At 39.7% G+C, this 21,782-nt stretch carries 21 protein-coding genes, 1 tRNA gene, 1 pseudogene and 1 riboswitch; of the genes and pseudogenes, 20 read left to right on the top strand and 3 right to left on the bottom strand.

Annotated features, from left to right (window positions below):
• From BLP54_RS16425 to BLP54_RS15025, 5 genes and pseudogenes are all read left to right on the top strand, one after another.
• Window positions 1-168: pseudogene (locus BLP54_RS16425) on the top strand (IS5/IS1182 family transposase); the annotation flags it as partial.
• A gap of 238 nt (window positions 169-406) precedes the next feature.
• On the top strand, window positions 407-622 hold the full coding sequence (locus BLP54_RS16370; protein WP_028248494.1) for a DUF3791 domain-containing protein: 216 nt from the start codon (window positions 407-409) through the stop codon (window positions 620-622).
• Window positions 619-1,101, top strand: a complete 483-nt coding sequence (locus BLP54_RS15035; RefSeq protein ID WP_090171323.1) for a DUF3990 domain-containing protein — start codon at window positions 619-621, stop codon at window positions 1,099-1,101. Before BLP54_RS16370 ends, BLP54_RS15035 begins: the two co-directional genes overlap by 4 nt.
• Window positions 1,101-1,328, top strand: a complete 228-nt coding sequence (locus BLP54_RS15030) for a hypothetical protein (protein ID WP_090171320.1) — start codon at window positions 1,101-1,103, stop codon at window positions 1,326-1,328. Before BLP54_RS15035 ends, BLP54_RS15030 begins: the two co-directional genes overlap by 1 nt.
• 175 nt (window positions 1,329-1,503) lie before the next feature.
• On the top strand, window positions 1,504-2,379 hold the full coding sequence (locus BLP54_RS15025; protein ID WP_090171317.1) for a helix-turn-helix domain-containing protein: 876 nt from the start codon (window positions 1,504-1,506) through the stop codon (window positions 2,377-2,379).
• Window positions 2,380-2,430: 51 nt separating this feature from the next.
• On the opposite strand, the gene BLP54_RS15020 is transcribed toward BLP54_RS15025, so the two are convergent.
• Window positions 2,431-3,141, bottom strand: coding sequence for a CPBP family intramembrane glutamic endopeptidase (locus tag BLP54_RS15020; protein WP_090171314.1), 711 nt, complete (start codon window positions 3,139-3,141; stop codon window positions 2,431-2,433).
• A 279-nt stretch (window positions 3,142-3,420) separates the two neighbouring features.
• Between BLP54_RS15020 and BLP54_RS15015 the strand changes: the two genes are divergently transcribed.
• Entirely contained in the window at window positions 3,421-3,921 is a 501-nt protein-coding gene (locus BLP54_RS15015) for a shikimate kinase (RefSeq protein ID WP_090171311.1), read from the top strand.
• Here the strand turns inward: BLP54_RS15015 and BLP54_RS15010 are convergent.
• Entirely contained in the window at window positions 3,918-4,622 is a 705-nt protein-coding gene (locus BLP54_RS15010) for a hypothetical protein (RefSeq protein WP_242870725.1), read from the bottom strand. The two genes, BLP54_RS15015 and BLP54_RS15010, sit on opposite strands and share 4 nt — an antisense overlap.
• Window positions 4,623-4,809: 187 nt before the next feature.
• On the opposite strand from BLP54_RS15010, the gene BLP54_RS15005 reads away from it, so the two are divergent.
• From BLP54_RS15005 to BLP54_RS14990, 4 genes are all read left to right on the top strand, one after another.
• Window positions 4,810-6,018: an Ig-like domain-containing protein gene (locus BLP54_RS15005; RefSeq protein ID WP_090171308.1), complete on the top strand. Its 1,209-nt coding sequence runs from the start codon at window positions 4,810-4,812 to the stop codon at window positions 6,016-6,018.
• 136 nt (window positions 6,019-6,154) lie between these two features.
• Window positions 6,155-6,850: a zinc metallopeptidase gene (locus BLP54_RS15000; RefSeq protein WP_090171305.1), complete on the top strand. Its 696-nt coding sequence runs from the start codon at window positions 6,155-6,157 to the stop codon at window positions 6,848-6,850.
• Entirely contained in the window at window positions 6,850-7,602 is a 753-nt protein-coding gene (locus tag BLP54_RS14995; RefSeq protein ID WP_090171302.1) for a GNAT family N-acetyltransferase, read from the top strand. The genes BLP54_RS15000 and BLP54_RS14995 overlap by 1 nt, the downstream gene beginning before the upstream one ends.
• Window positions 7,603-8,430 (top strand): AraC family transcriptional regulator, encoded by an 828-nt coding sequence (locus BLP54_RS14990; RefSeq protein WP_090171299.1) that lies wholly within the window; start codon window positions 7,603-7,605, stop codon window positions 8,428-8,430.
• A gap of 96 nt (window positions 8,431-8,526) precedes the next feature.
• Here BLP54_RS14990 and BLP54_RS14985 read toward each other — a convergent pair.
• Window positions 8,527-8,599: transfer RNA gene (locus BLP54_RS14985), tRNA-Lys, on the bottom strand.
• Between the two features lie 143 nt (window positions 8,600-8,742).
• Window positions 8,743-8,857, top strand: a riboswitch (FMN riboswitch).
• A 122-nt stretch (window positions 8,858-8,979) separates the two neighbouring features.
• On the opposite strand from BLP54_RS14985, the gene ribD reads away from it, so the two are divergent.
• From ribD to BLP54_RS14930, 10 genes are all read left to right on the top strand, one after another.
• On the top strand, window positions 8,980-10,068 hold the full coding sequence (gene ribD / locus BLP54_RS14980) for a bifunctional diaminohydroxyphosphoribosylaminopyrimidine deaminase/5-amino-6-(5-phosphoribosylamino)uracil reductase RibD (RefSeq protein ID WP_090171296.1): 1,089 nt from the start codon (window positions 8,980-8,982) through the stop codon (window positions 10,066-10,068).
• Window positions 10,068-10,700, top strand: coding sequence for a riboflavin synthase (ribE, locus tag BLP54_RS14975; protein ID WP_090171293.1), 633 nt, complete (start codon window positions 10,068-10,070; stop codon window positions 10,698-10,700). Before ribD ends, ribE begins: the two co-directional genes overlap by 1 nt.
• Window positions 10,661-11,866 (top strand): bifunctional 3,4-dihydroxy-2-butanone-4-phosphate synthase/GTP cyclohydrolase II, encoded by a 1,206-nt coding sequence (locus BLP54_RS14970; RefSeq protein ID WP_090171289.1) that lies wholly within the window; start codon window positions 10,661-10,663, stop codon window positions 11,864-11,866. The genes ribE and BLP54_RS14970 overlap by 40 nt, the downstream gene beginning before the upstream one ends.
• Before the next feature lie 22 nt (window positions 11,867-11,888).
• A complete protein-coding gene (ribH, locus tag BLP54_RS14965; protein ID WP_090171286.1) occupies window positions 11,889-12,353 on the top strand; it encodes a 6,7-dimethyl-8-ribityllumazine synthase in 465 nt (154 codons plus the stop codon).
• 168 nt (window positions 12,354-12,521) lie between these two features.
• Window positions 12,522-14,006: an L-fucose/L-arabinose isomerase family protein gene (locus BLP54_RS14960; protein ID WP_090171283.1), complete on the top strand. Its 1,485-nt coding sequence runs from the start codon at window positions 12,522-12,524 to the stop codon at window positions 14,004-14,006.
• A 119-nt stretch (window positions 14,007-14,125) separates the two neighbouring features.
• The gene (gene xylB, locus BLP54_RS14955) at window positions 14,126-15,583 is read left to right on the top strand and encodes a xylulokinase (protein ID WP_090171280.1); all 1,458 of its coding nucleotides are present in this window, start codon (window positions 14,126-14,128) and stop codon (window positions 15,581-15,583) included.
• Window positions 15,584-16,073: 490 nt separating this feature from the next.
• Window positions 16,074-17,291 carry an ROK family transcriptional regulator gene (locus tag BLP54_RS14945; RefSeq protein WP_090171274.1) on the top strand — a complete coding sequence of 406 codons (1,218 nt, stop codon included), beginning with the start codon at window positions 16,074-16,076 and terminating at the stop codon, window positions 17,289-17,291.
• Between the two features lie 38 nt (window positions 17,292-17,329).
• Window positions 17,330-18,868 (top strand): ATP-binding cassette domain-containing protein, encoded by a 1,539-nt coding sequence (locus BLP54_RS14940; RefSeq protein WP_090171271.1) that lies wholly within the window; start codon window positions 17,330-17,332, stop codon window positions 18,866-18,868.
• Between the two features lie 72 nt (window positions 18,869-18,940).
• On the top strand, window positions 18,941-20,167 hold the full coding sequence (locus BLP54_RS14935; protein WP_090171268.1) for a sugar ABC transporter permease: 1,227 nt from the start codon (window positions 18,941-18,943) through the stop codon (window positions 20,165-20,167).
• A gap of 93 nt (window positions 20,168-20,260) precedes the next feature.
• Window positions 20,261-21,403, top strand: coding sequence for a substrate-binding domain-containing protein (locus BLP54_RS14930; protein WP_090171265.1), 1,143 nt, complete (start codon window positions 20,261-20,263; stop codon window positions 21,401-21,403).
• Window positions 21,404-21,782: the final 379 nt, after the last annotated feature.

Genomic DNA, 21,782 nt, shown 5'->3' with positions numbered 1-21,782 from the left:
AACGTGAAAGAAGACATGAACTTCAGAAGATATCTGTATCGTGGAAAAGAAAATGTTCTTGCACAGAGCATACTGCTGGCAATCGGCTATGATATAAATAAGCTACATCATAAGATTGCTGCTGAGCGAACAGGAACACACCTGTTTGAATTGAAAAAAGCCTCATAATTTTTGACACTTCAAAATGAAAAAGGCAACAATGCGCCGATTATCACATCGGCTTGTTAAAGTACTCAATTTTTCACAATAACAATGAAAACCATTTCTCAAATCCACAATTTATGGTAAGAAAAAGGGGCCTCGCTTAGATGATTTAATCATCTAAAGCGACAGCCCCTTTTTCTTTTATGTAGGAATCTGTTATATTATTTATGTAGGAGTTAATTTAACAAAGGAGATTAAATAGATGAATCAAGAATCTTTTTCGTTTGTAATCTACATGATTCATGCTTGTGCTAATAAGTGGGGGAAACTACCATCCGAGGTTTATACTATGCTTAGTAGTGTTGATTGTATAAATAATTATTTAGTTAAGCATTTTGATATAATTCATACTCAAAGCACGTCCTATGTTATTGATGACATTACAGATTATTTAAATGCAAGAGGTGTTAAAATATGATTGTTTACCATGGAGGAATTGATGTAATTAAGAAGCCAGATATTAATCACTCATATAGACCATTAGATTTTGGTAAAGGTTTTTATATTACTACAGTTAAGGAACAGGCTGAAAAATGGGCTAGAAGAAAGGCTGATATCTTTAATAAGGATGTGTCTATAGTTAACTGTTACGAACTGAAAGCTGATTATGATTCCTTTAAGGTAAAAACATTTTCTGATGATTTGATAGAGTGGATAGATTTTGTATGCTCATGTAGAGATGGAAATGAAGAATACAAACAATATGATATCATCATTGGAAAAGTAGCTGATGATAAGGTTTTTAGAGTTGTAGATATGTATCATCAAGGCATCTGGGATAGAGATAGAGCTTTGAAAGAAATCAAGGTATATGAAACTTATGACCAGATAGCTTTTATATCGCAAAAAGCTATAGATAATCTTTTGACTTATAGTTCTTCATATGAGGTTAAATAATGGATGATAAAGTATTAGAACAGGTATACCAGGAAAGCTTGGAAGAGAGATTGATTTCTTATATAGCAAAAGAAAACAATGTTTCTCTAGAGAAAGCAATGGCTATCTATTATGGTAGTAAGCTTTCAAATAAAATAAATCAAGGCAATGAAGGAATGCAGTATCTAGACTACAAGGTACTTGCGGATATATTAAAAGAGACAGAGCCAGAGTTGTTTGAAAAATAGTCTTCATATGAAGGCTTTTTTTGTTATTGTATGTATCTATAGTAAGATTATTTACTGGTGACAAGTTGTCTCCAGTTGGTGTCAAAATGTAACCGACTCAATTTATATTGTTCTCGCTAAAATAGATTGCATAAATGTTCTTAATATTGCATCCTTATCTTAGGAGGGAATATCCATGGATAAGGAAAAGACAGGTTTACTTATAAAGAGTGCACGTCTTCAAAAGGGATATACACAAACTGAATTAGGGGATATTTTAGGGGTATCAAATAAAGCAATATCACGTTGGGAAAATGGGGACAGTTTTCCGGATGTAGGGATTCTAGAAGATTTATCTAATTGTCTTGATATCAGTATCGAAAAGCTTGTTAGTGGAGAATCTTCTGAGGATAAAGAAGAAGCACTTTCAGAGTTATTAAGGATAGTCAAAATACAGGCAAGAGATTCGGTCAGAAGAAAAATAGATATAATTTCAAATATAATAATCTTAATTATTATTTTAATACGGTTTTATTTTGCTTTTGTTTCAGGAAAGGGCTACAGTTGGAATTTTAAGTATGATATTGTGTTCCTAGTGATTTGCAATTTGATATTGATTGGAAGTACCACTAGAAAAAGTCTGGTGTGTGAGGATAAAAGAGATAATCAGTATAGAATCATTAGTCTAATTACATTGTTATTATTCGTAGCGAGTGTAGTTATCATGATTGGAGCAATTTATTATTTCGATTTGCTAGCTGTTTATGTTGCACCTGAGAATTATGGACCGCTTCTTTCAAAAATATTGGGCAGTATTACATTAGCTAGTATAGGATTATTTGAATATGAATGGTATAAATTAAAACATATGAAAATAGTAGCTGCTTCGGCAGTCTTTGTAAGCGTAGCTAATATATTTTTATGTATTTCTTATAGAGAATGGATGGGTTCATTAGTAACTTATGAAGATGCATTGCAATCAATAGGTGTTTTATCTATATCAATATTTATAGTTTTGATAATAACGATGGTTGTTATGAAGTACATACAAAAATATGGTAAATTGAAGTGATAATGTATCGAGAGCAAATGAAGCCTTTAGAATCAACGATTCTGAAGGCTTTTACTGATTAATTATTCCGAACAAAAATGCTGCAACTCCCAAGAACCAGTGAATAAACCAAACGCCAAAAATGGTCTTTTGTTTTTCATAAATGATTCCTAAAATACCGCCAAGGACAGCAGCTCCAATCATGAACCAAAAGCCATATTCAATATGGAAGATTGCGAAAATAATTGATGCATGTATTATTGCATAAATGGTCTTATGCTTTATTGCGCAAACTCTTTTTAAGCCAGTCTGCATGATGCATCTGGCTGTAAATTCCTGTATGAAAGAAGTAATAAGATAGAGAACCTGATATGAATTAAATCTTCGAATATCGAAGAAGCCTCTCTCGGTTTGAAACAAGCTAGGATCATATAGTTGTCCAAATATTTTTATTGCTGCAAGGATTACAAGGGAGAATCCACATATGATTAATGTCTGTAAAAAAGTCTTTTTTGGATTATCTGGTATTAAGCCAAGCTCCTTTATTGAGAAGGTTGATGTGAAATGCCATGCGGTGGCACACATAATCACACCTAGCAAATCAACAGCCTGAACCATATATGAAACAGGAACTGGACGACCCAGGTGTTCCCAAAAGGCATATATGATTATCCAAACACCAACACCAGATAAGAGAATTGTTAAAACAATAGAAGCATCACGAAACTTTACTTCCGCTGTTCTGTTATCCTCATAAGAGGAATTACCGCAGTTAATATCCATTTCTTTCCCTTTCAATAAAAACAACAACTCAGCATTCTATCATCTTTTTTTTATATTGGCATCCCGACTATGCACATCCTGTTTATAAATCATCGTAATTATTCACATTGTTTTCTTAAGTATGTTTTATAACTCAAACGACTAAATAAACCACACGATCTCTTAAGAAATAAAATAACAGTTTTGTCAAAAAGTGATGATAGATTTGAAAAACAACTGGCAAAGAAAAAAACACTATGGCATAATACACATTAAAAATATTTATTGAAGAGGTGCCATATGAATAACATTGTTTTAATCGGTATGCCTGGAGTAGGAAAAAGTACACTGGGCGTTGTTCTAGCAAAGGAATTAGGCTTTGAGTTTGTTGATGCAGATTTGCTTATTCAGAAACGCGAAAAACGCCTTTTAAAGGAAATAATTGCAGATGAGGGTGTAGATGGTTTCCTGAAGATTGAAAACGATGTTAATGCTGGAATTCAGACGGATAAGACGGTCATTTCCACAGGTGGTAGCGTAATCTATGGAGACGAGGCTATGGCGCATCTGAAAGAAATTGGAACTGTAGTATACCTTAAGCTTGATTATGAAACGCTTGATAGCAGACTTGGAAGTCTTAAAGGGCGTGGGGTCGTGTTAAAAGATGGTCAAAATCTTAAGTCTTTATATGAAGAGCGTGTACCTCTCTATGAGAAGTACGCAGATGTTATCGTAGATGAACACGGATTGAATTTAGAAGAAACCTTAGATGCTGTATTAAAAAAGTTGCAGAACGCTTAGCGCTCTGCAACTTTTTTATATCCGGTCTTAACCAACCATTTCTGGTCTATTATTTTAATCTCATCACCAAATGCAATGTGAAGTCTTACAGATGCAGGCTGCTGTTCTATTTCCTGAACGGTGCCTTCTCCGAACTTTGGATGTGTAACCACATCACCAACTTCATATTTAATCTTTGCATTTTCCATATTTGCATACATCTTCTGTGTGCGATAAGTATCAAGCATCTGTACCTGCTTGTGGTCAACGCTAGGACGTTCGAGTACGGAATCGTAGTCAATTTTTTGGATGCTAGCGTCTTCTATATAGTAATCAGCTGGAATAGCACCGATGAGTGAACAGCAATATTTCCATGCACTGCCGTGTACACCTGGCTGCCAATTATACTTTTCTGGAATGCTAATGTGTCTTGTCATGTAGTGAGCATATTCATGTTTGTAAAGATTGACTCTGTCAGCCTTTGTAAGCTGATTGTTCATACAGAAGCCAATAAAGAAAAGCGAGAACTGAAATTGTTCTTCATTATCATAAGATGGTGGCAGATAAGAGCCTAAAGCTTTTTCATCCATTCCGAAGGTTATAGGAACATCTGCACCATGTAAACCCAGCTTGTGATCTAAAACTGAGTAAAGAGCAGTGATTTCTGCACGTAAAACGGGTTCTTCCTTGTGCAATAAATTAAGCATATCTTTTTTAGTCATTTGGTACTCCTTGTTGATTAGAAAAACTTTTTTCAGTATATCAACAGAATAGCTAATTTACAATTACCAATACTGTGAAATAGTTACAAAAAAATAGGAGGGAGGCTAAACTCAAAATAATAATTGTCGATAAATGTTTTGAAGTGTAGACATGAAGAAAAATGTAAATAATTAGCAGGGGTTGAGTATGAAAAAAATCTATTTAAATCTTAAGAATTTAATGGCTTTTGGGATGGCAGTAATTATGCTGGCCTCTTTTATTGCTAATCCAATAACAGCGGAGGCTGCAAAGAAAAAAGGTTCTGGAAATGCAACGTATGCAGTTGGTGATAACATAGCCTTTGGAAATATAGATGGTGGAATAATTAGCTGGACTATATTGACCTATGATGACAAGACAAAGATGGCTTTTGTAACAACACGAAAACCACTTGCTTCAAAATCTGTAACAGCTTATAGAGAAGCAATTGCACAGATGTTCAAGCAAAATGGAACTAAGGCAGGATATGTAAGATGGTCTGAAAATTACTGGAGAGGCTGGTTAAATCAGACTTTTTATAAGCAGTGTTTTAATGATGCTGAACGTGAAATGATTCAGAAGACCACACTTTCTGAGCAGGACGCCAAGAATTCTATAATGAATTATTACCATGATACATCCATGGATGCAGATTATGTTGGCGGTAAGGAAAAGAATGCTTTAAATATGGCAATCTACAATTCCCAGACAACTACAGCAGATTATATTTTCTTCCTTTCCAGTGATGAGTATACAGCTAATAAGGATACAATTAAGAATGAGACATTATATATGTTTCCTCTGAGGACGAACACCTACGATGATCCAACTTATGGCTTGTTTGGAAATGACACAGATAAGCTCATTCACAGAATGTATTATTATGGAGGAGATTCGATTCGCCCAGCTATGTACGTTAAGCTTGGGGAGCCTGAGGAGGAGGCTACAGACAGTAAGTCTTCTGATAGTAAATCCTCAAAATCTAGCAGTACAAAAACTACATCAACTTCAGACAGTAAGACAACATCATCGACTTCCACATCCACAGCAAAGGCTGAGACTACGGAAGCAAAGAGCACTAGCACAAGAAAGTATGCAAATAACGGTACTAACGAAGGTGACATATCTCTTCCAGAGGATTCAGATCATTCAATGAAGCCAGGAGATGTGGCGCAGGTTGCAATAGATATGGATTACCTTAATAGCACAGACAAGCAGTTCAATTGCACGTATACCACCTCGGATGCTAACGTAGTTACGATAGACTCTAACGGACAGGTTATAGCTGTTAATAAAGGTTCTGCCAATGTAACAGTCCGTATGAGGAAATCCAATGGTAAGATATACACAATGTCATGTAGAATTGATGTAACATAAATAATGAATTATATGGGCTCTCGGCGAAATTGCCGGGAGCCTTTTTATAAATTTTTTATACTTATTTTATTAGTAATCTGAGCTACAAACAATTATACTAAAGAAAGATAAATATTCTTTATTTAGGAGGATGCAGATGTATTACGGATATGGTTATGATTGGACAATTATCTTAGTACTAATTGGAGCTGCAATCAGCGGACTTGCTTCTTTAAATGTTAGGAGAACCTATGCAAAGTACAGCAAGCTCAGAAATTATAGAGGAATCACCTCCAACGAGGTGGCAGAGCACATCTTACATGCAGCAGGTATTTATGATGTAAGAATCGAGAGAATCAGAGGTAATCTTACTGACCATTATTCTCCAAATGAAAAGGTGCTTCGTCTTTCAGATGCAGTTTATGGTCAGACAAGCGTAGCTGCCCTTGGTGTAGCAGCCCATGAGTGTGGACATGCTATTCAGCATCAGGAGGGATATGCACCACTTAAGCTTCGCTCAGCATCAGTGCCACTTGCAAATATTGGTTCATGGATTTCATGGCCAGTTATTCTGATTGGTCTTTTGATTGGTTATACACCACTTGCTCAGCTTGGAATCTTTTTATTCACATTTGTTGTGGCTTTTCAGTTGATAACACTACCTGTAGAGTTTGATGCCAGCGCTCGAGCACTTCGTATTTTAGATCAGGATCATATTTTAGAGGGTGAAGAGCATGCAGGAGCTACAAAGGTATTAAAGGCAGCAGCTCTTACATATGTTGCAGCATTGTTTGCTACAATTCTTCAGTTGCTCAGATTGGTTTACATCGTTAACGGCAGGAGAAGAGATTAGTGACAACTTATCTTAAGAGCACTATCAAAGTTAATAAGCTAGGTGAATTACAGCCTGACTATCCGCAAGGGGTTCTTGTACTCTCGGATAGCCAGGCTGTTCTTGATGAGTGCATTGCCAATGGTATTCCGGTGGCAGGTTATGAGCACGATGATATTACAGGGCTAAAGTGTGAACATCTTTTACTTGAAGTAGATGAGGTTGACGATGAAGTCTTTGAAAATATCTACCGCAGGTGCGCTGGTATTCCCTGGGATATAGGTGAGACCGCCCGTACATACATAAGAGAGTTTTCTATGGAAGATTTGGATGACTTGGTGGCTCTTTACAATAAGCCGGGAATGACTGATTATATGGAACCGCTTTTTGATTATGAGGCAGAGAAGGCATATGAGCAGAATTATATCGACTATATTTATAAGCTATATGGCTTTGGAATGTGGCTGATTTATGATAAAATTACGAATGGACTAATTGGTAGAGCAGGAATCGAGATAAGGGAGACTTGCACAGAAGATGGTCAGGCAGAGTTAGGGTTTTGCATTGCCTCAGACCGTTGGAAGCAGGGGTTAGCCTACGAGGTTTGCTCGAAAATAGTTCAGCTTGCAAGGGAGGAATATGGCATGAAAAGTCTCATAGCCAGATGTGACCCTGAAAACAAAGCAAGCAGAAGGTTATTAGAGAAATTGGGATTCAGCTTCCAGTATTATCAGGAAGATGGAGACTGCAGGTATTTTATGGAGATATGTTAGATGGATTTAAAGGATTATCAGCACGAGGTAGTAGTCACTGATGCGGGGCTTCCTTTCAAGCTTTTTTCATTTGAGGGAGCAAGTGGCAATTATATTCGTGACAAGCATTGGCATCGTTCGATTGAGATTTTCGCAGTATGGGAGGGCAAGCTTGATTTCACACTTCATGACAAGAAATTCCCACTTAGTAACGGTGAATTTGTTATTGTAAACAGCAATGAGGTACACAGTATTTTAGCACCAAACCCTAATAAAACAGTGGTGCTTCAGATACCGCAAGATACTTTTGCGGAATATTTTACAGATGAACAGTTTATTTGGTTCTCTCACGGCGACAGGGAATCTGATCACCGTGTTTTCACCCTTCTTCAGGAGATGTATCTTATTTACACAAATGGAGAAGAGGGCAATAAGCTTCAGGTGCTTAGTTTATACTACGAGCTTTTGTATATCCTTGTTACCAAGTATCGTAAGTTCAATGTTAACGAGGAAATTGTAAAGAGTAATAAACAGTTAAAGAAGCTTTCCAGCATTACAAGATACATGAAGGATCATTATGCAGAGCCTCTTTCACTTGAGTTGATGGCAGATCAGTTTAACTATTCACCATCTTATCTGTCTCGTATGTTCCAGAAGCATGCGGGTATTAATTTCAAGGATTATCTTCTTGGCATCCGTTTGGAGCATGCAGTTCGTGAGCTTGAAGAGACAGGAGGACAGATTGTTGATATCGCCCTTGGTAATGGATTTCCTAATTCAAAGGCATTTTCAAATGCTTTTAGGGAGAAATATGGAGTACTTCCAAGTGAGTACAGAAAGAACAACTAAATAGAGGATCATGACAGAGCAGCTTCATTTTGAGGCTGTTCTTTTTTGATATTTTGGGCACAAAAAAAGCACCAAGTAAAACACTTGATGCTTGAATGCGCGACCAGGGGTTCGAACCCTGGACACCCTGATTAAGAGTCAGGTGCTCTGCCAGCTGAGCTAGTCGCGCTTATATGTAAAGCTGTTTTTCAACAGCAACGATAATTATTATATAAGGTTTTTAAAATTTTGCAACCCCTAATTTGAAAAAAATAAAATTTTTTTTGATTCTTGACAGCAGTGAGAAGGTGTCGTAGTATTTACTCAATTGAATAGTATCTTCAGGGCAGGGTGAGATTCCCTACCGGTGGTATAGCCCACGAGCCGCAAGGCATGATTCGGTGTGATTCCGAAGCCGACAGTAAAGTCTGGATGAAAGAAGATGGTAGTTTATTTGTGGAACGTATATGCTCTGAGATTATTTTATAGTCTCAGAGCTTTCTTAGTTATAGGGATGAACTATATTGGGCCTTGAAATTTTTTCAAGGCCTTTTTTAATGGAGGAAAAGAATGGAAGACAAAGAATTCATGCAGCGTGCGATTATGCTTGCAAAGCTTGGTGCTGGATTCGTAAATCCGAATCCAATGGTGGGAGCTGTAATCGTCAAGAATGGGAAGATTATTGGTGAAGGCTACCACAGAAAATATGGTGATTTACATGCAGAGCGAAATGCGTTGGGAGATTGTTCTGGGTCTCCTGAGGGAGCCACAATGTATGTCACCTTGGAGCCATGTTGTCACTATGGTAAGACGCCTCCTTGCACAGAGGCCATTATTGAAAGTGGTATTACACGAGTAGTTATTGGCACCCTTGATGTTAATCCTGTAGTGGCTGGCAAAGGTGCCAAGATTCTCATGGAATATGGTATCAAAGTGGAAGTGGGATTGCTTGAGAAAGAATGTAAAAAGCTGAATCGTGTGTTCAATAAATACATGGTTTCAAAACGTCCTTACGTAGTTATGAAATATGCAATGACAGCTGATGGAAAGATAGCCACGGTGACAGGAGAATCAAAGTGGATAACTGGCGATGAGGCGAGAGAAAATGTTCACAGGCTCAGGAAGAATCTGTCGGGAATTATGGTGGGAGTTTCTACTGTAATAATGGATGATCCTGGTCTTGATTGCAGGCTTGAGGAACCAGCAAAGAATCCGGTGAGAATTATTTGTGATTCGCATTTACGAACTCCATTAACATCAAAGGTGGTAAAAACCGCAGATGAAATCGAGACGATAATTGCTACATCATCATGTGATAAGAAGAAGGTTGCTGAGTATAAGAAAAATGGTTGTAAGGTAATTAATATTCCTCAGGCAGAAAATGGAATTGATTTAAACATCCTGATGGAAAGACTGGGAGAAATGGGTATAGACAGCGTACTTCTAGAGGGAGGCGGAACGCTGAACTACAGTGCCTTGGAAAGCAAGATTGTAGATGAGATTCATGTCCATATGGCTCCAAAGATTTTCGGAGGAAACAGCAAATCACCTGTGGAAGGACTTGGAATTGAAAATATAAATGATGCCATTCGTCTGAATCCTATCGAGACTGTTTGGGCAGGTGAAGATTTGATCATAGAAAATGAGGTTGTTTACTAATGTTTACTGGAATAGTTGAAGAACTGGGAAAGGTTCAAAGAATCGAAAGAGGCGGGAGGCAGCAGCGAATTACCATAAATTGCAGCAGAATCCTTGAGGATATCCATATGGGAGATAGTATTGCTGTAAATGGGGTGTGCCTGACTGTGGTGGAGTATAGTGCAAACAGTTTTTCCGCTGATGTGATGAATGAGACTTTTTCACGTTCCAGCCTAGGTTCGCTTACTGTTGGAAGCCCAGTAGATTTGGAAAGAGCTATGGCTGCAAATGGACGATTTGGAGGACACATAGTAAGTGGTCATATCGATGGTACGGGCATTATAAAAAATATAAGACAGGATGGCAACGCAGTCTGGTTTGAGATTAAGACGGACGTGAAAATTCTTGATGGAATAGTTGAAAAGGGCTCCATCACTATAGATGGTATCAGCCTGACTGTGGCGGGCGTAAGCCGTGACAGCTTTAAAGTAAGTATCATACCACACACCTTAAAGGAGACAGTTTTAGGTCATAAAAAAATCGGAGACATCGTAAATCTGGAAAATGATGTGGTTGGAAAATACATAAAGAAGTTTTTAGGAAGGGAAGAAAAATGCGAAGAGAGTCGATTGAAAGAGCTATTGATGATTTAAAAAATGGCAAGGTCATCATGGTTATGGATGATGAGGGCCGAGAGAACGAAGGAGATTTTATCTGTGCCGCTGAGTTTGCCACCACGGAAAATGTAAACCTTATGGCATCAGTGGGAAGAGGTCTTATCTGTATGCCAATGAGTGAGGAGCTTGCTTATAAGCTGGCACTTCCACCTATGGTAAGTCACAACACGGATAATCACGAAACCGCATTTACGGTATCCATTGATCATGTAGATACAACCACAGGTATATCTGCAGCAGAACGCGGACTTACAGCAAGAAGCTGTGTGAAGGATGACGTGAGTCCTCTGGAGTTCAGAAGACCAGGGCACATGTTTCCTTTGGTGGCCAAAGCAGGTGGTGTGATTGAGCGCCCGGGTCATACAGAGGCCACTGTGGATTTGATGAAGCAGGCAGGACTTAGGGAGTGTGGTCTTTGCTGTGAGATTATGGCAGAGGATGGCACAATGATGAGAGGCGAGGCATTGCGCAAGCTTGCAGAGGATATGGGGATAACCTTTATTACAATTCCTGAGCTTGTGGAATACCGAAAGGTCTATGACAAGCTGGTGGAGTGTGTTTCTATAGCGAAGATGCCTACACGTTATGGCGAGTTCATGGCACACTGCTATATCAACAAGCTTAATGGTGAGCATCACGTGGCTCTTGTTATGGGAGATATTACAGATGGCAAGGATGTACTTTGTCGTGTTCATTCGGAGTGTCTTACAGGTGATGTGTTTGGCTCTATGAGATGCGACTGTGGTCAGCAGTTTGATGCAGCCATGAAGGCCATAGCAAAAAATGGACGCGGCGTGCTTCTTTATATGAGACAGGAAGGACGTGGCATCGGTCTTGTGAATAAACTAAAGGCCTACAAGCTTCAGGATGAGGGAATGGATACTTTAGATGCAAACATTGCACTAGGGTTCCCTGGAGATTTAAGAGAGTACTACACAGGTGCACAGATTTTGCGTGACCTTGGAATACATTCACTGGAGCTTCTTACAAACAACCCTGACAAGGTTTACCAGCTGTCTGATTATGGAATGGAGATTTCCAAGAGAGTGCCTATTGAAATAGAAGCAAATAAATATGATGTGTTCTATCTGAAGACAAAGAAAGCAAGAATGGGACATATATTAGAAGTAAAAGATGCATAAATAAAAGAAGGAGATAATGATAATGAAAGTTTACGAAGGAAAATTAGTTTCTGAAGGTGTGAAGGTAGGTATTGTTGTGGCTCGTTTTAATGAGTTCATCACATCAAAATTATTAGGCGGAGCCATCGATGGTCTTAAGCGTGAAAATGTAAAGGAAGAGGACATTGATGTGGCATGGGTTCCTGGCGCATTTGAGATTCCACTTATTGCAAAGAAGATGGCAGAGAGTAAAAAATATGACGCTGTAATCTGTCTTGGTGCAGTAATCCGCGGTGCAACCTCTCACTATGATTATGTATGTTCTGAGGTTTCAAAGGGGGTGGCGCAGGTAAGTATGAATGCAGGAATCCCTGTAATGTTTGGAGTTCTTACTACAGATACTATCGAGCAAGCTGTTGAGCGAGCAGGCACAAAAGCTGGTAATAAAGGCTTTGAATGCGCTCAGGGAGCTATCGAAATGGTCAATCTTATCCGTGAAATGAAGTAAATTTTTGACATAATCAACAAAAGAAGGTCAAAAAAATTCCATCACGTAGTAAATTTTTAAAAGTCTCTAAAATTTTTTGTCTGATATTATAATCATACAAAATAAACGTTTTAGAGGCTTTTATTTTTATGTAAAAGGAAGCCGGTAGTATTAAGGAGGGTAATGACAATGAATAACATGCCAAATGTAAAAATTGGTGTAGTAGCAGTTTCCCGTGACTGCTTTCCAGAAAGCTTATCAGTAGACAGAAGAAAGGCACTTATCGCTGCATATACAAAGAAGTACGGCGCAGAGCATATCTATGAGTGTCCAGTATGTATCGTTGAGAGTGAGATCCACATGGTACAGGCTCTTGAGGATATCAAGAAGGCTGGATGTAACGCTCTTTGCGTATACCTTGGAAACTTTGGTCCAGAAATCTCTGAGACACTTCTTGCTAAGCACTTTGACGGACCTAAGATGTTCTGTGCAGCAGCTGAGGAGTCAGGCAACAGCCTTCTCGATGGTAGAGGAGATGCTTACTGCGGTATGCTTAACGCATCTTACAACCTTCAGCTTCGCAATGTAAAGGCTTATATCCCAGAGTATCCAGTAGGAGATGCTGAGGATTGTGCAGATATGATTCACGACTTCGAGCCAATCGCTCGTGCCGTAATCGCACTTTCAGATCTTAAGATTATCAGCTTTGGTCCAAGACCAATGAACTTCCTTGCTTGTAATGCACCAATCAAGCAGCTTTACAACCTTGGTGTTGAAATCGAGGAGAACTCAGAGCTTGATCTTTTCGAAGCCTTCAATAAGCATGCTGGTGATAGCCGTATCCCAGAGGTTGTTGCAGATATGGAGAAGGAGCTTGGCGCTGGTAACAAGAAGCCAGAGGTTCTTGAGAAGCTCGCTCAGTATGAGCTTACACTTAAGGATTGGGTACGTGATCACAAGGGATATCGTAAATACGTAGCAATCGCTGGCAAGTGCTGGCCTGCATTCCAGACACAGTTTGGTTTCGTTCCTTGCTATGTAAACTCACGTCTTACAGGTGAAGGAATCCCTGTTTCATGCGAGGTTGATATCTATGGATGTCTTTCAGAGTTCATCGGAACAGTTGTATCAGAGGATGTTGTAACACTTCTCGATATCAACAACTCAGTACCAAAGGATATGTACAATGAGGAAATCAAGGGTAAGACAGATTACACACTTGAGGATACATTTATGGGATTCCACTGCGGAAATACATGCTCTAGAAAGCTTGCATTCTGCGAGATGAGAAACCAGAAGATTATGGCTCGTGCACTTCCTGTAGAGGTTACAAACGGAACACTTGAGGGTGATATCGCTCCAGGTGAAATCACATTCTACAGACTTCAGTCTACAGCTGACAACAAGCTTCGCGCTTACATTGCACAGGGGGAAGTTCTTGATGTTCGCACAAAGTCATTTGGTTCAATCGGTGTATTCGCAATCCCTGAGATGGGACGCTTCTACCGTCACTGGTTAATCGAAAAGGGATTCCCACATCACGGAGCTGTTGCATTCGGACACTTCGGAAAGTCACTCTTCGAGGTATTTAAGTACATCGGAGTTGAGGTTGACGAAATCGGATACAACCAGCCAGCAGGCGTTCGTTATCCAACAGAGAACCCTTGGAAATAGCATATAAGAAGGGGCCCAGCTTTGCTGGGAAGATTTCTTATTGCCACAGCGCACCCTCTTTCCCGAAGGGAATCACAATGGGTGCGCTTTCCCGTTTAAAAATATAGGAGAATTATATTATGTATTACATTGGTGTTGATCTTGGTACTTCCGCTGTAAAACTTCTTCTTATGGAAGGTAACGGAAAAATCGAGAAAATCGTATCAAAAGAATATGCCCTCAGCTTCCCACATCCAGGCTGGTCTGAGCAGAAGCCAGAAGATTGGTGGACTCAGGTAGTAGCTGGTATCAAGGAGCTTACTTCAGAGGTAGATAAGACAAAGGTTGCTGGTATTTCATTTGGTGGTCAGATGCATGGTCTTGTAACACTTGATGCAGATGACAATGTAATCCGTCCAGCTATTCTTTGGAATGATGGTCGTACAGGTAAGGAGACAGAATATCTTAATAATGTAATTGGAAAGGATAAGATCTCTGAGTACACAGCAAATATTGCTTTCGCTGGTTTTACAGCTCCAAAGATTCTTTGGATGCAGGAGAACGAGCCAGAGCTTTGGGCTAAGGTTGCAAAGATTATGCTTCCTAAGGATTACATCGCTTACAAGCTTTCTGGAAGCTTCTGTACAGATTATTCAGATGCCAGCGGTATGCTTCTTCTTGATGTTAAGAATCGTTGCTGGAGCAAAGAGATGATGGATATCTGCAAGGTATCAGAGTCTCAGCTTCCAAAGCTTTATGAGAGCTACGAGGTAGTTGGTACAATCAAGCCTGAGGTTGCTTCAGAGCTCGGATTCACAAATGATGTTAAGATTATTGCTGGTGCTGGTGATAACGCAGCTGCAGCAGTTGGTACAGGTACAGTTGGAGAGGGCAAGTGCAATCTTTCAATCGGTACATCTGGTACAATCTTCATCTCTAGCAAGAACTTTACAGTAGACCCTGCAAACGCACTTCACTCATTTGACCATGCTGATGGTGGCTATCACCTTATGGGATGTATGCTTTCAGCTGCATCATGCAACAAGTGGTGGATGGATGAAATCCTTAAGACAAAGGATTATCCAGCAGAGCAGGCAGGCATCAAGAAGCTTGGTGAAAACCGTGTATTCTACCTTCCATACCTTATGGGAGAGCGTAGCCCACACAACAATCCAGATGCACGTGCTATGTTCATCGGAATGTCAATGGATACTACACGTGAGGATATGACACAGGCAGTTCTTGAAGGGGTTGCTTTTGGCCTTCGTGATTCACTTGAGGTAGCACGTAGCCAGGGCATTAAGATTGAGCGTTCTAAGATTTGTGGTGGTGGTGCAAAGAGCCCATTATGGCAGCAGATTATCGCTTCAGTTATGAACCTTAAGCTTGATATCCTTGAGAACGAGGAAGGCCCAGGACTTGGTGGTGCTATCCTTGCAGCAGTAGGCTGCGGCGAGTACGCATCAGTTGAAGAGGCTTGCGACAAGCTTGTAAAGGTTAAGACAACAGTTGAGCCTGATCCAGAATTAATTCGTAAATACGAAGAGAGATATCAGGAGTTCAAGAAGCTTTACCCAACAGTAAAGAGCTTATTCTAATTTTAAAAGTGTAAATCAAAATAGAATTCTAATATAAAAGGTTCTGTGCCTGCAAACAGTCAGACGCAGAATCTTTTTTTTCTAAATAAATTTCATTAAAAATCTTAGCAGAAAAAATCTTACGTACTTGAGCCCTCCAAAAAAATCTAGTTTTGTGTGGAAAAGTCAATAGCACAATTTTGCTATCGCTATAGCAAAATAATACTAATTGAGCATTTTGTTGATTATCTTTGATTAAAACGCTCAAATAACCATCTGCTAAAACCCTCAAAATCCCCTAAATGATGATTAGGTTGACTGAAAATACTCACATAATGTCGCAAAACATTGAAAATTGTGTGCTTTTTACAAAATATTCAACGGAAAAATCACTAAGATTTACAAAAATCAAATAATTTTAGCAATTATATTGACCAGAGTACACTCATGAATTAATGTATTAACAACGTTAAGTAATTAACTCTTGAAATACAATTTCTGGAGAGAAGGTATGGATAAAATAAAAGAGGTAGCGGGGAACAATACAAACGATTTAGTGGAGATGAATCGTTCAGCTATTGTTAGAATACTCCAGCAGACTGATGGATGCTCGAGGGCAGATATAGCAAAAATGACAGGCCTAACACAAGCATCTGTCACAAAAATAGTTGCAGTTCTCATTGAAATGGGAATTGTTTCCGAGGTGGGCTTTGTCAGGGGAAACGGCAATCGTCGCTCTATCGGACTCAGACTAAATGCCGAAAAGAACTTGGTTGTTGGGGTAAAGTTTTCAAGGCACGTTTTTTCAATCGGGGTTTTTGATATTTGTGGAAAAAATTACACGAAGCAGGAAACAGAATTTGGTTTAGATGAATTTGCAGAAGATGTTTTAGCTGAAATGAAAAAACAAATTCATGAACTGCTTAATAAATACAAAAACATTGTTGCAATTGGAATGGCAGTACCTGGGCCTTATTTAAGAAAAGAAGGTCGAATAGCCATGGTAACAAGGATGCCAAGCTGGCATGATGTAAATTTTATAGATGAGTTCCAAAACGAATTTGATAAGCCATTTTTTATCGAGCAGGATGCTAATGCGGGTGCACTTGCTGAATGGTGGTTTGGAAATCATGGAAGACCATTAAATTCACTTACCTACTTCCTTGTGGGAGAGGGAGTTGGTTCAGGGATAGTTGATCACGACAGAATGTTGCTTGGAAATTTAGGGGTAGCAAGTGAGATAGGACACGTCAGTATAGATGTAAAGGGACCAGCCTGTGAGTGTGGTAACAGAGGCTGTTTGGAGCTGTATTGTTCAGCAACAGCCATGCTGAAGAAAGCCAAAAAGCTTCTTCCTGAAATTTTTCAGGAGGAAATTACAAATAGATGGGAAGCATGCAATAAAGTTTTTATTGCTGCAAAGGAGGGTAATGAAAAAGCTCTCAAATTGGTAGATGAAATAGCTGAGTACATAGGCTATGGATGTGTGACTTTAATTAATTGTTATGATCCAGAAATTATAGTCATTGGTGACAGCATTTCACAAGGGGGAAATCTAATGCTTCCAACAATAAACAGGATTGTGAAGGAGAGGATTTTACCAGAAATTAGCAGTAGGGTGCAGATAAAAATATCAGAGCTTACAATCGACCCTACACTTTACGGTGCAGCTGCGATAGCAACTGACAAAATGCTTAGGAAACCAAGCGAGTATCTAGTTAGAAAATAGAGCTTGTTTTAGGTAATAAAAGGGAGGAAGTATTAACTATGGAACGCAATTCTTATATCCTTCAGATGCAAGGGATTACGAAAGAATTTCCAGGTGTACGAGCGTTGGATGATGTAAATCTCAATGTTCACACAGGTTCCATTCACGCAATATGCGGTGAAAATGGAGCAGGAAAATCCACGCTGATGAAGGTTCTGTCAGGTGTTTACCCATATGGTACCTACGATGGGAAAATCATATATATGGGCCAGGAAATGAAATTCAAAAACATCAAAGAATCCGAGCATGCAGGTATTGCAATTATTCATCAGGAATTGACAATGATTCCTGAGCTTTCAATCACAGAGAATATTTTCATGGGAAATGAAATTACTCATAAGGGATTGATAAATTGGGCAGAGGAGAGAGCAAGAACAAGCGAAATTCTCAAAAAAGTAGGACTTACAATTAACCCAGATACATTAATCAAACATCTTGGTGTTGGTCAGCAGCAGCTGGTGGAAATTGCAAAGGCCTTATCAAAAAATGTAAAGCTTTTGATTTTGGATGAGCCAACATCAGCATTAAATGAAGCAGATTCAGCAAATCTTTTAGAGCTGATGAAGGGACTTAGAGATAAGGGAATCACCTGTATCATGATTTCCCACAAATTAAACGAAATTGCAGAGGTATCTGATGCAGTAACAGTTATCCGCGATGGACACACAGTGGAAAGCTACGATGTGGAGGCTGGTAAGGTTGATGAGGATCAAATCATTAAATCTATGGTTGGTCGTTCAATCGAAAACAGATATCCAGAGCATGAGCCAAAGATTGGCGATATTATTTTCGAGGTAAAAAACTGGTGCATTGAGGATCCAGAGGTTGCAGGCAGAATGGTTTGCAAGAACTCAAGCTTCAATGTAAGGGCTGGTGAAATCGTAGGATTTGCAGGCCTTATGGGTGCAGGCAGAACAGAGCTGATGCGTTCTATATTTGGTAAAAATTATGGAATCTACAGAGGTGGTTCTATAAAGATAAAGGGCCGTGAGGTGACCCTTAATTCAGTTGAGCAGGCAATCAAAAATGGTATTGCTTACGTTCCAGAGGATAGAAAAAACTTAGGTCTGAATCTGCTTGATTCAATCAGAAAAACAGTGGTTTCAGCTGACCTTGATAAGATAACAAAGGGTGGTCTTTTAAGTCCTGATATGGAGCAATCAGCTGCCGAGGAATACAGAAAATCACTCAAGATAAAAACATCAAGTATTGATGTTGGAGTTACAACTCTTTCAGGTGGAAATCAGCAAAAGGTAGTCCTTTCAAAATGGATGTTTACCGAGCCTGATATTTTGATTTTGGATGAGCCTACACGAGGAATAGATGTAGGTGCAAAATATGAAATCTACAAGCTGATTCATCAGTTGGCAGATCAGGGAAAAGCAGTAATTCTTGTTTCTTCAGAGCTTCCAGAGCTTCTTGGAATGGCAGATAGAATTTACACAATTTTCGAGGGCACAATTACTGGTGAGATGATGAGCTATGAAGCAAATCAGGAAGGCTTAATGAAGAAGATGACAATCACATCAAACTCTTAAAGCTTAGAATTATAACTCAGAAAAATCGAAAAAGTCATAGATGTTTGGTATTTTGAAAGGAAGGATAGATTTATGAAATATATAAAACAGGTATTGGGCGGAGATCTTCGCCAATACACAATGGTAGTTGCGTTAGGCTTATTGATACTTATTTTTAATGTTATTTCAGATGGAAGAATGCTTACATCATCAAATTTCCAGAATCTCTTATCTGGTAATGCATATGTCCTTGTGCTTGCACTTGGAATGCTTATGGTAATCGTAATTGGTCAAATTGATTTGTCAGTCGGTTCGGTGGCGGGCTTCGCCGGAATGGTAATGGCACTGGTGGCTAAAAACTACAATGTACCTTGGTGGGTAGCGGTTCTTATTGCTCTTGCTATTGGTATTTTAGCTGGTGCTTGGCATGGTTTCTTCCTGTCACAGCTTGGAATACCAGGCTTCATCACAACACTTGGTGGCATGATGATTTTCCGTGGTGGTGTAATTTGGATTTCTCGTTCTATTTCAGTTCCAGCTCCAGAAGAGCTTAAGTGGTTCGGCGCTGGATACTTACCTGAATGGGGTCCTTCATTTACAGGAATGAACAATTCTACACTCGTTCTTGGACTTATTGGAATTGTATGTTTCGCAGTTGGCCAGATTCGTAAATACAATCGCTCAAAGACCTCCCCGGTTGGTGTAACCCCACTTTGGGCTGTAGTAACAAGAATCGCACTTATGACTGTGCTTATCGGATATTTTACATACCTTTTTGGTTCAGGACGAGTTGGAACATCATTCCCAGTACCAGGCCTTATACTTTTGCTTTTAACAATTATCTATCACATCATTACACAGCGTACAAAGTTTGGTCGCCACGTATATGCTGTTGGTGGTAACAAGGCGGCAGCAGCTTTATCTGGTGTAAATGTAAAGAGAACTTATTTCCTTACAATGATGAACATGTCATTCCTTGCAGCAGTTGCAGGTATCCTTTTTGTAGGACGTTCAACAGCAGCAGGTCCAGCAGATGGTACTTCATGGGAGATGGATGCTATCGCTTCTGTATTCATCGGTGGTGCAGCAGTATCAGGTGGTGTTGGTACAATTCTTGCGACTATCGTCGGTGGTATGGTAATGGCAGTTCTTAACAATGGACTGATGCTTATGGGTGTTGGTGCTGATAAGACTCAGGTTATCAAGGGCTTTGTACTTCTTGCAGCAGTAGCATTTGATGTTTACAACAAGAAGACAGGCAAGGCATCAATCATTGGAAGATTATTTGGTGGAAATGAAGCTAAGAAAACCACAAAATAAAAGGTTTATAAATGAAGGCATGGCTGTGGAAAACACGGGCCTTAAATATAACAAAGGTGCACAATAGTGCATTAAAGAAGGAGGATGTATTTAATGAAAAAAAGAACACTTTTATCTATGGCAATGGTAGCAACAATGGCACTTGCTACATTCACCGGATGTGGGGGAAGTAGAGAGGGGGCTGCTACAACAGATACAGCTGCCGAGACTACAGAAACAACAGAAACAACTGAGACTACAGCCGAGGAGTCTTTCCCAGGTTTCGAAGATGGAGCAACAATTGGTGTTTCTCTTCCATGGCTTGGAACTCAGAACTGGAAAGAGGCTGAGGAAATGTTTACAGCACAGCTTGAAGAGGCAGGCTACAAGCCAATCGTTCAGGCAGCTGACCAAAAGGTTACTCAGCAGCAACAGCAGATTGAGTCTATGATTGAGAACGGTGCAAAGGTTATCGTTGTAGGTCCTGTTGATGGTTCTCAGCTTGGTGCTGTGCTTGAGCAGGCTAAGGAAGCTGGTGTATACGTAATTGGTTACGACCGTCTTCTTGAGAACACATCAGGTGTTGATGGAGTAGTTCAGTTCGGTTCTGTAAAGACCGGAGAGCTTCAGGCTCAGGCTCTTTTACAGGGTCTTGAGGAGAAGAAGGGTGAGGCTCCATACAACATCGAGCTTTTCGGTGGTGGCCCTGCTGATCCTAACGCTCCAAACTTCTTCACAGGTGCTATGTCAGTATTACAGCCAAAGATTGATGACGGAACACTTGTAGTTGTATCTGGTCAGACAGATTTCACACAGTGCGCAACTGTTGATTGGGACAATGCTAAGGCACAGTCAAGAATGGATTCACTTCTTGCAGGTAACTACTCAGACAAGGAAATCGACGGTGTTCTTTCACCTAACGATGGTATCGCTCGTGCAATTATCACATCATGTGAGAATGCTGGTCAGGAAATTCCTGTAGTATCTGGTCTTGATGCTGAGAATGAGTCAGTTGAGTGGGTATGGTCAGGACGTCAGTATTCTACTGTTGCAAAGCCAACAAATGATCTTGTAGCAAAGACAATCGAAATCATCGATTCTCTTAAGGCTGGCAATGGTATGCCTGCAACAGATGTAGAAGTAGACAATGGTGTTAAGAATGTTCGTATTTACGAATTACCACCTGTAGTTGTTACAAAAGACAACGCAAAGGAAGTATTTGCTAACGACCCTTCAAGATTAGAGCTTTTGAAATAATATTTTTAGGTTATAATTTAGGGGCAGGATTTTTATAGTCCTGCCCCTTGTTTGCGCGCCATGGGCGCGCTCTAATGGGTGAAAGTCCCGAACATGCCCAGATAGTGGGAAGTGTATAGCCGAACAGCAAGGGTGTCCATTGTGAGGTGGAATCTGAAGGAAGCTGTAAGCAAATCTCCGGTCCGACGGACAGAAATCACATATAAGGCTAGGCTACGAGAGATAAGTTGGCAAGGAACAACGAAGTCTAATAACTATCACATTTGTAGTAGCAGAGTAAATGTGGCGGATATATGGAGAGAAAGAGCGTGCACCTTAAGCGTGGAGGTCTCACAGAGGTTTCATTAGCCTAGTAACAACGAACTGTGAGAAGTCAGCC

It is taken from the genome of Pseudobutyrivibrio sp. 49, assembly GCF_900100545.1.
Taxonomy (GTDB): domain Bacteria; phylum Bacillota; class Clostridia; order Lachnospirales; family Lachnospiraceae; genus Pseudobutyrivibrio.
Note: the sequence above shows the minus strand (reverse complement) of the source record. Positions and strands in the feature narration are given on the sequence as shown.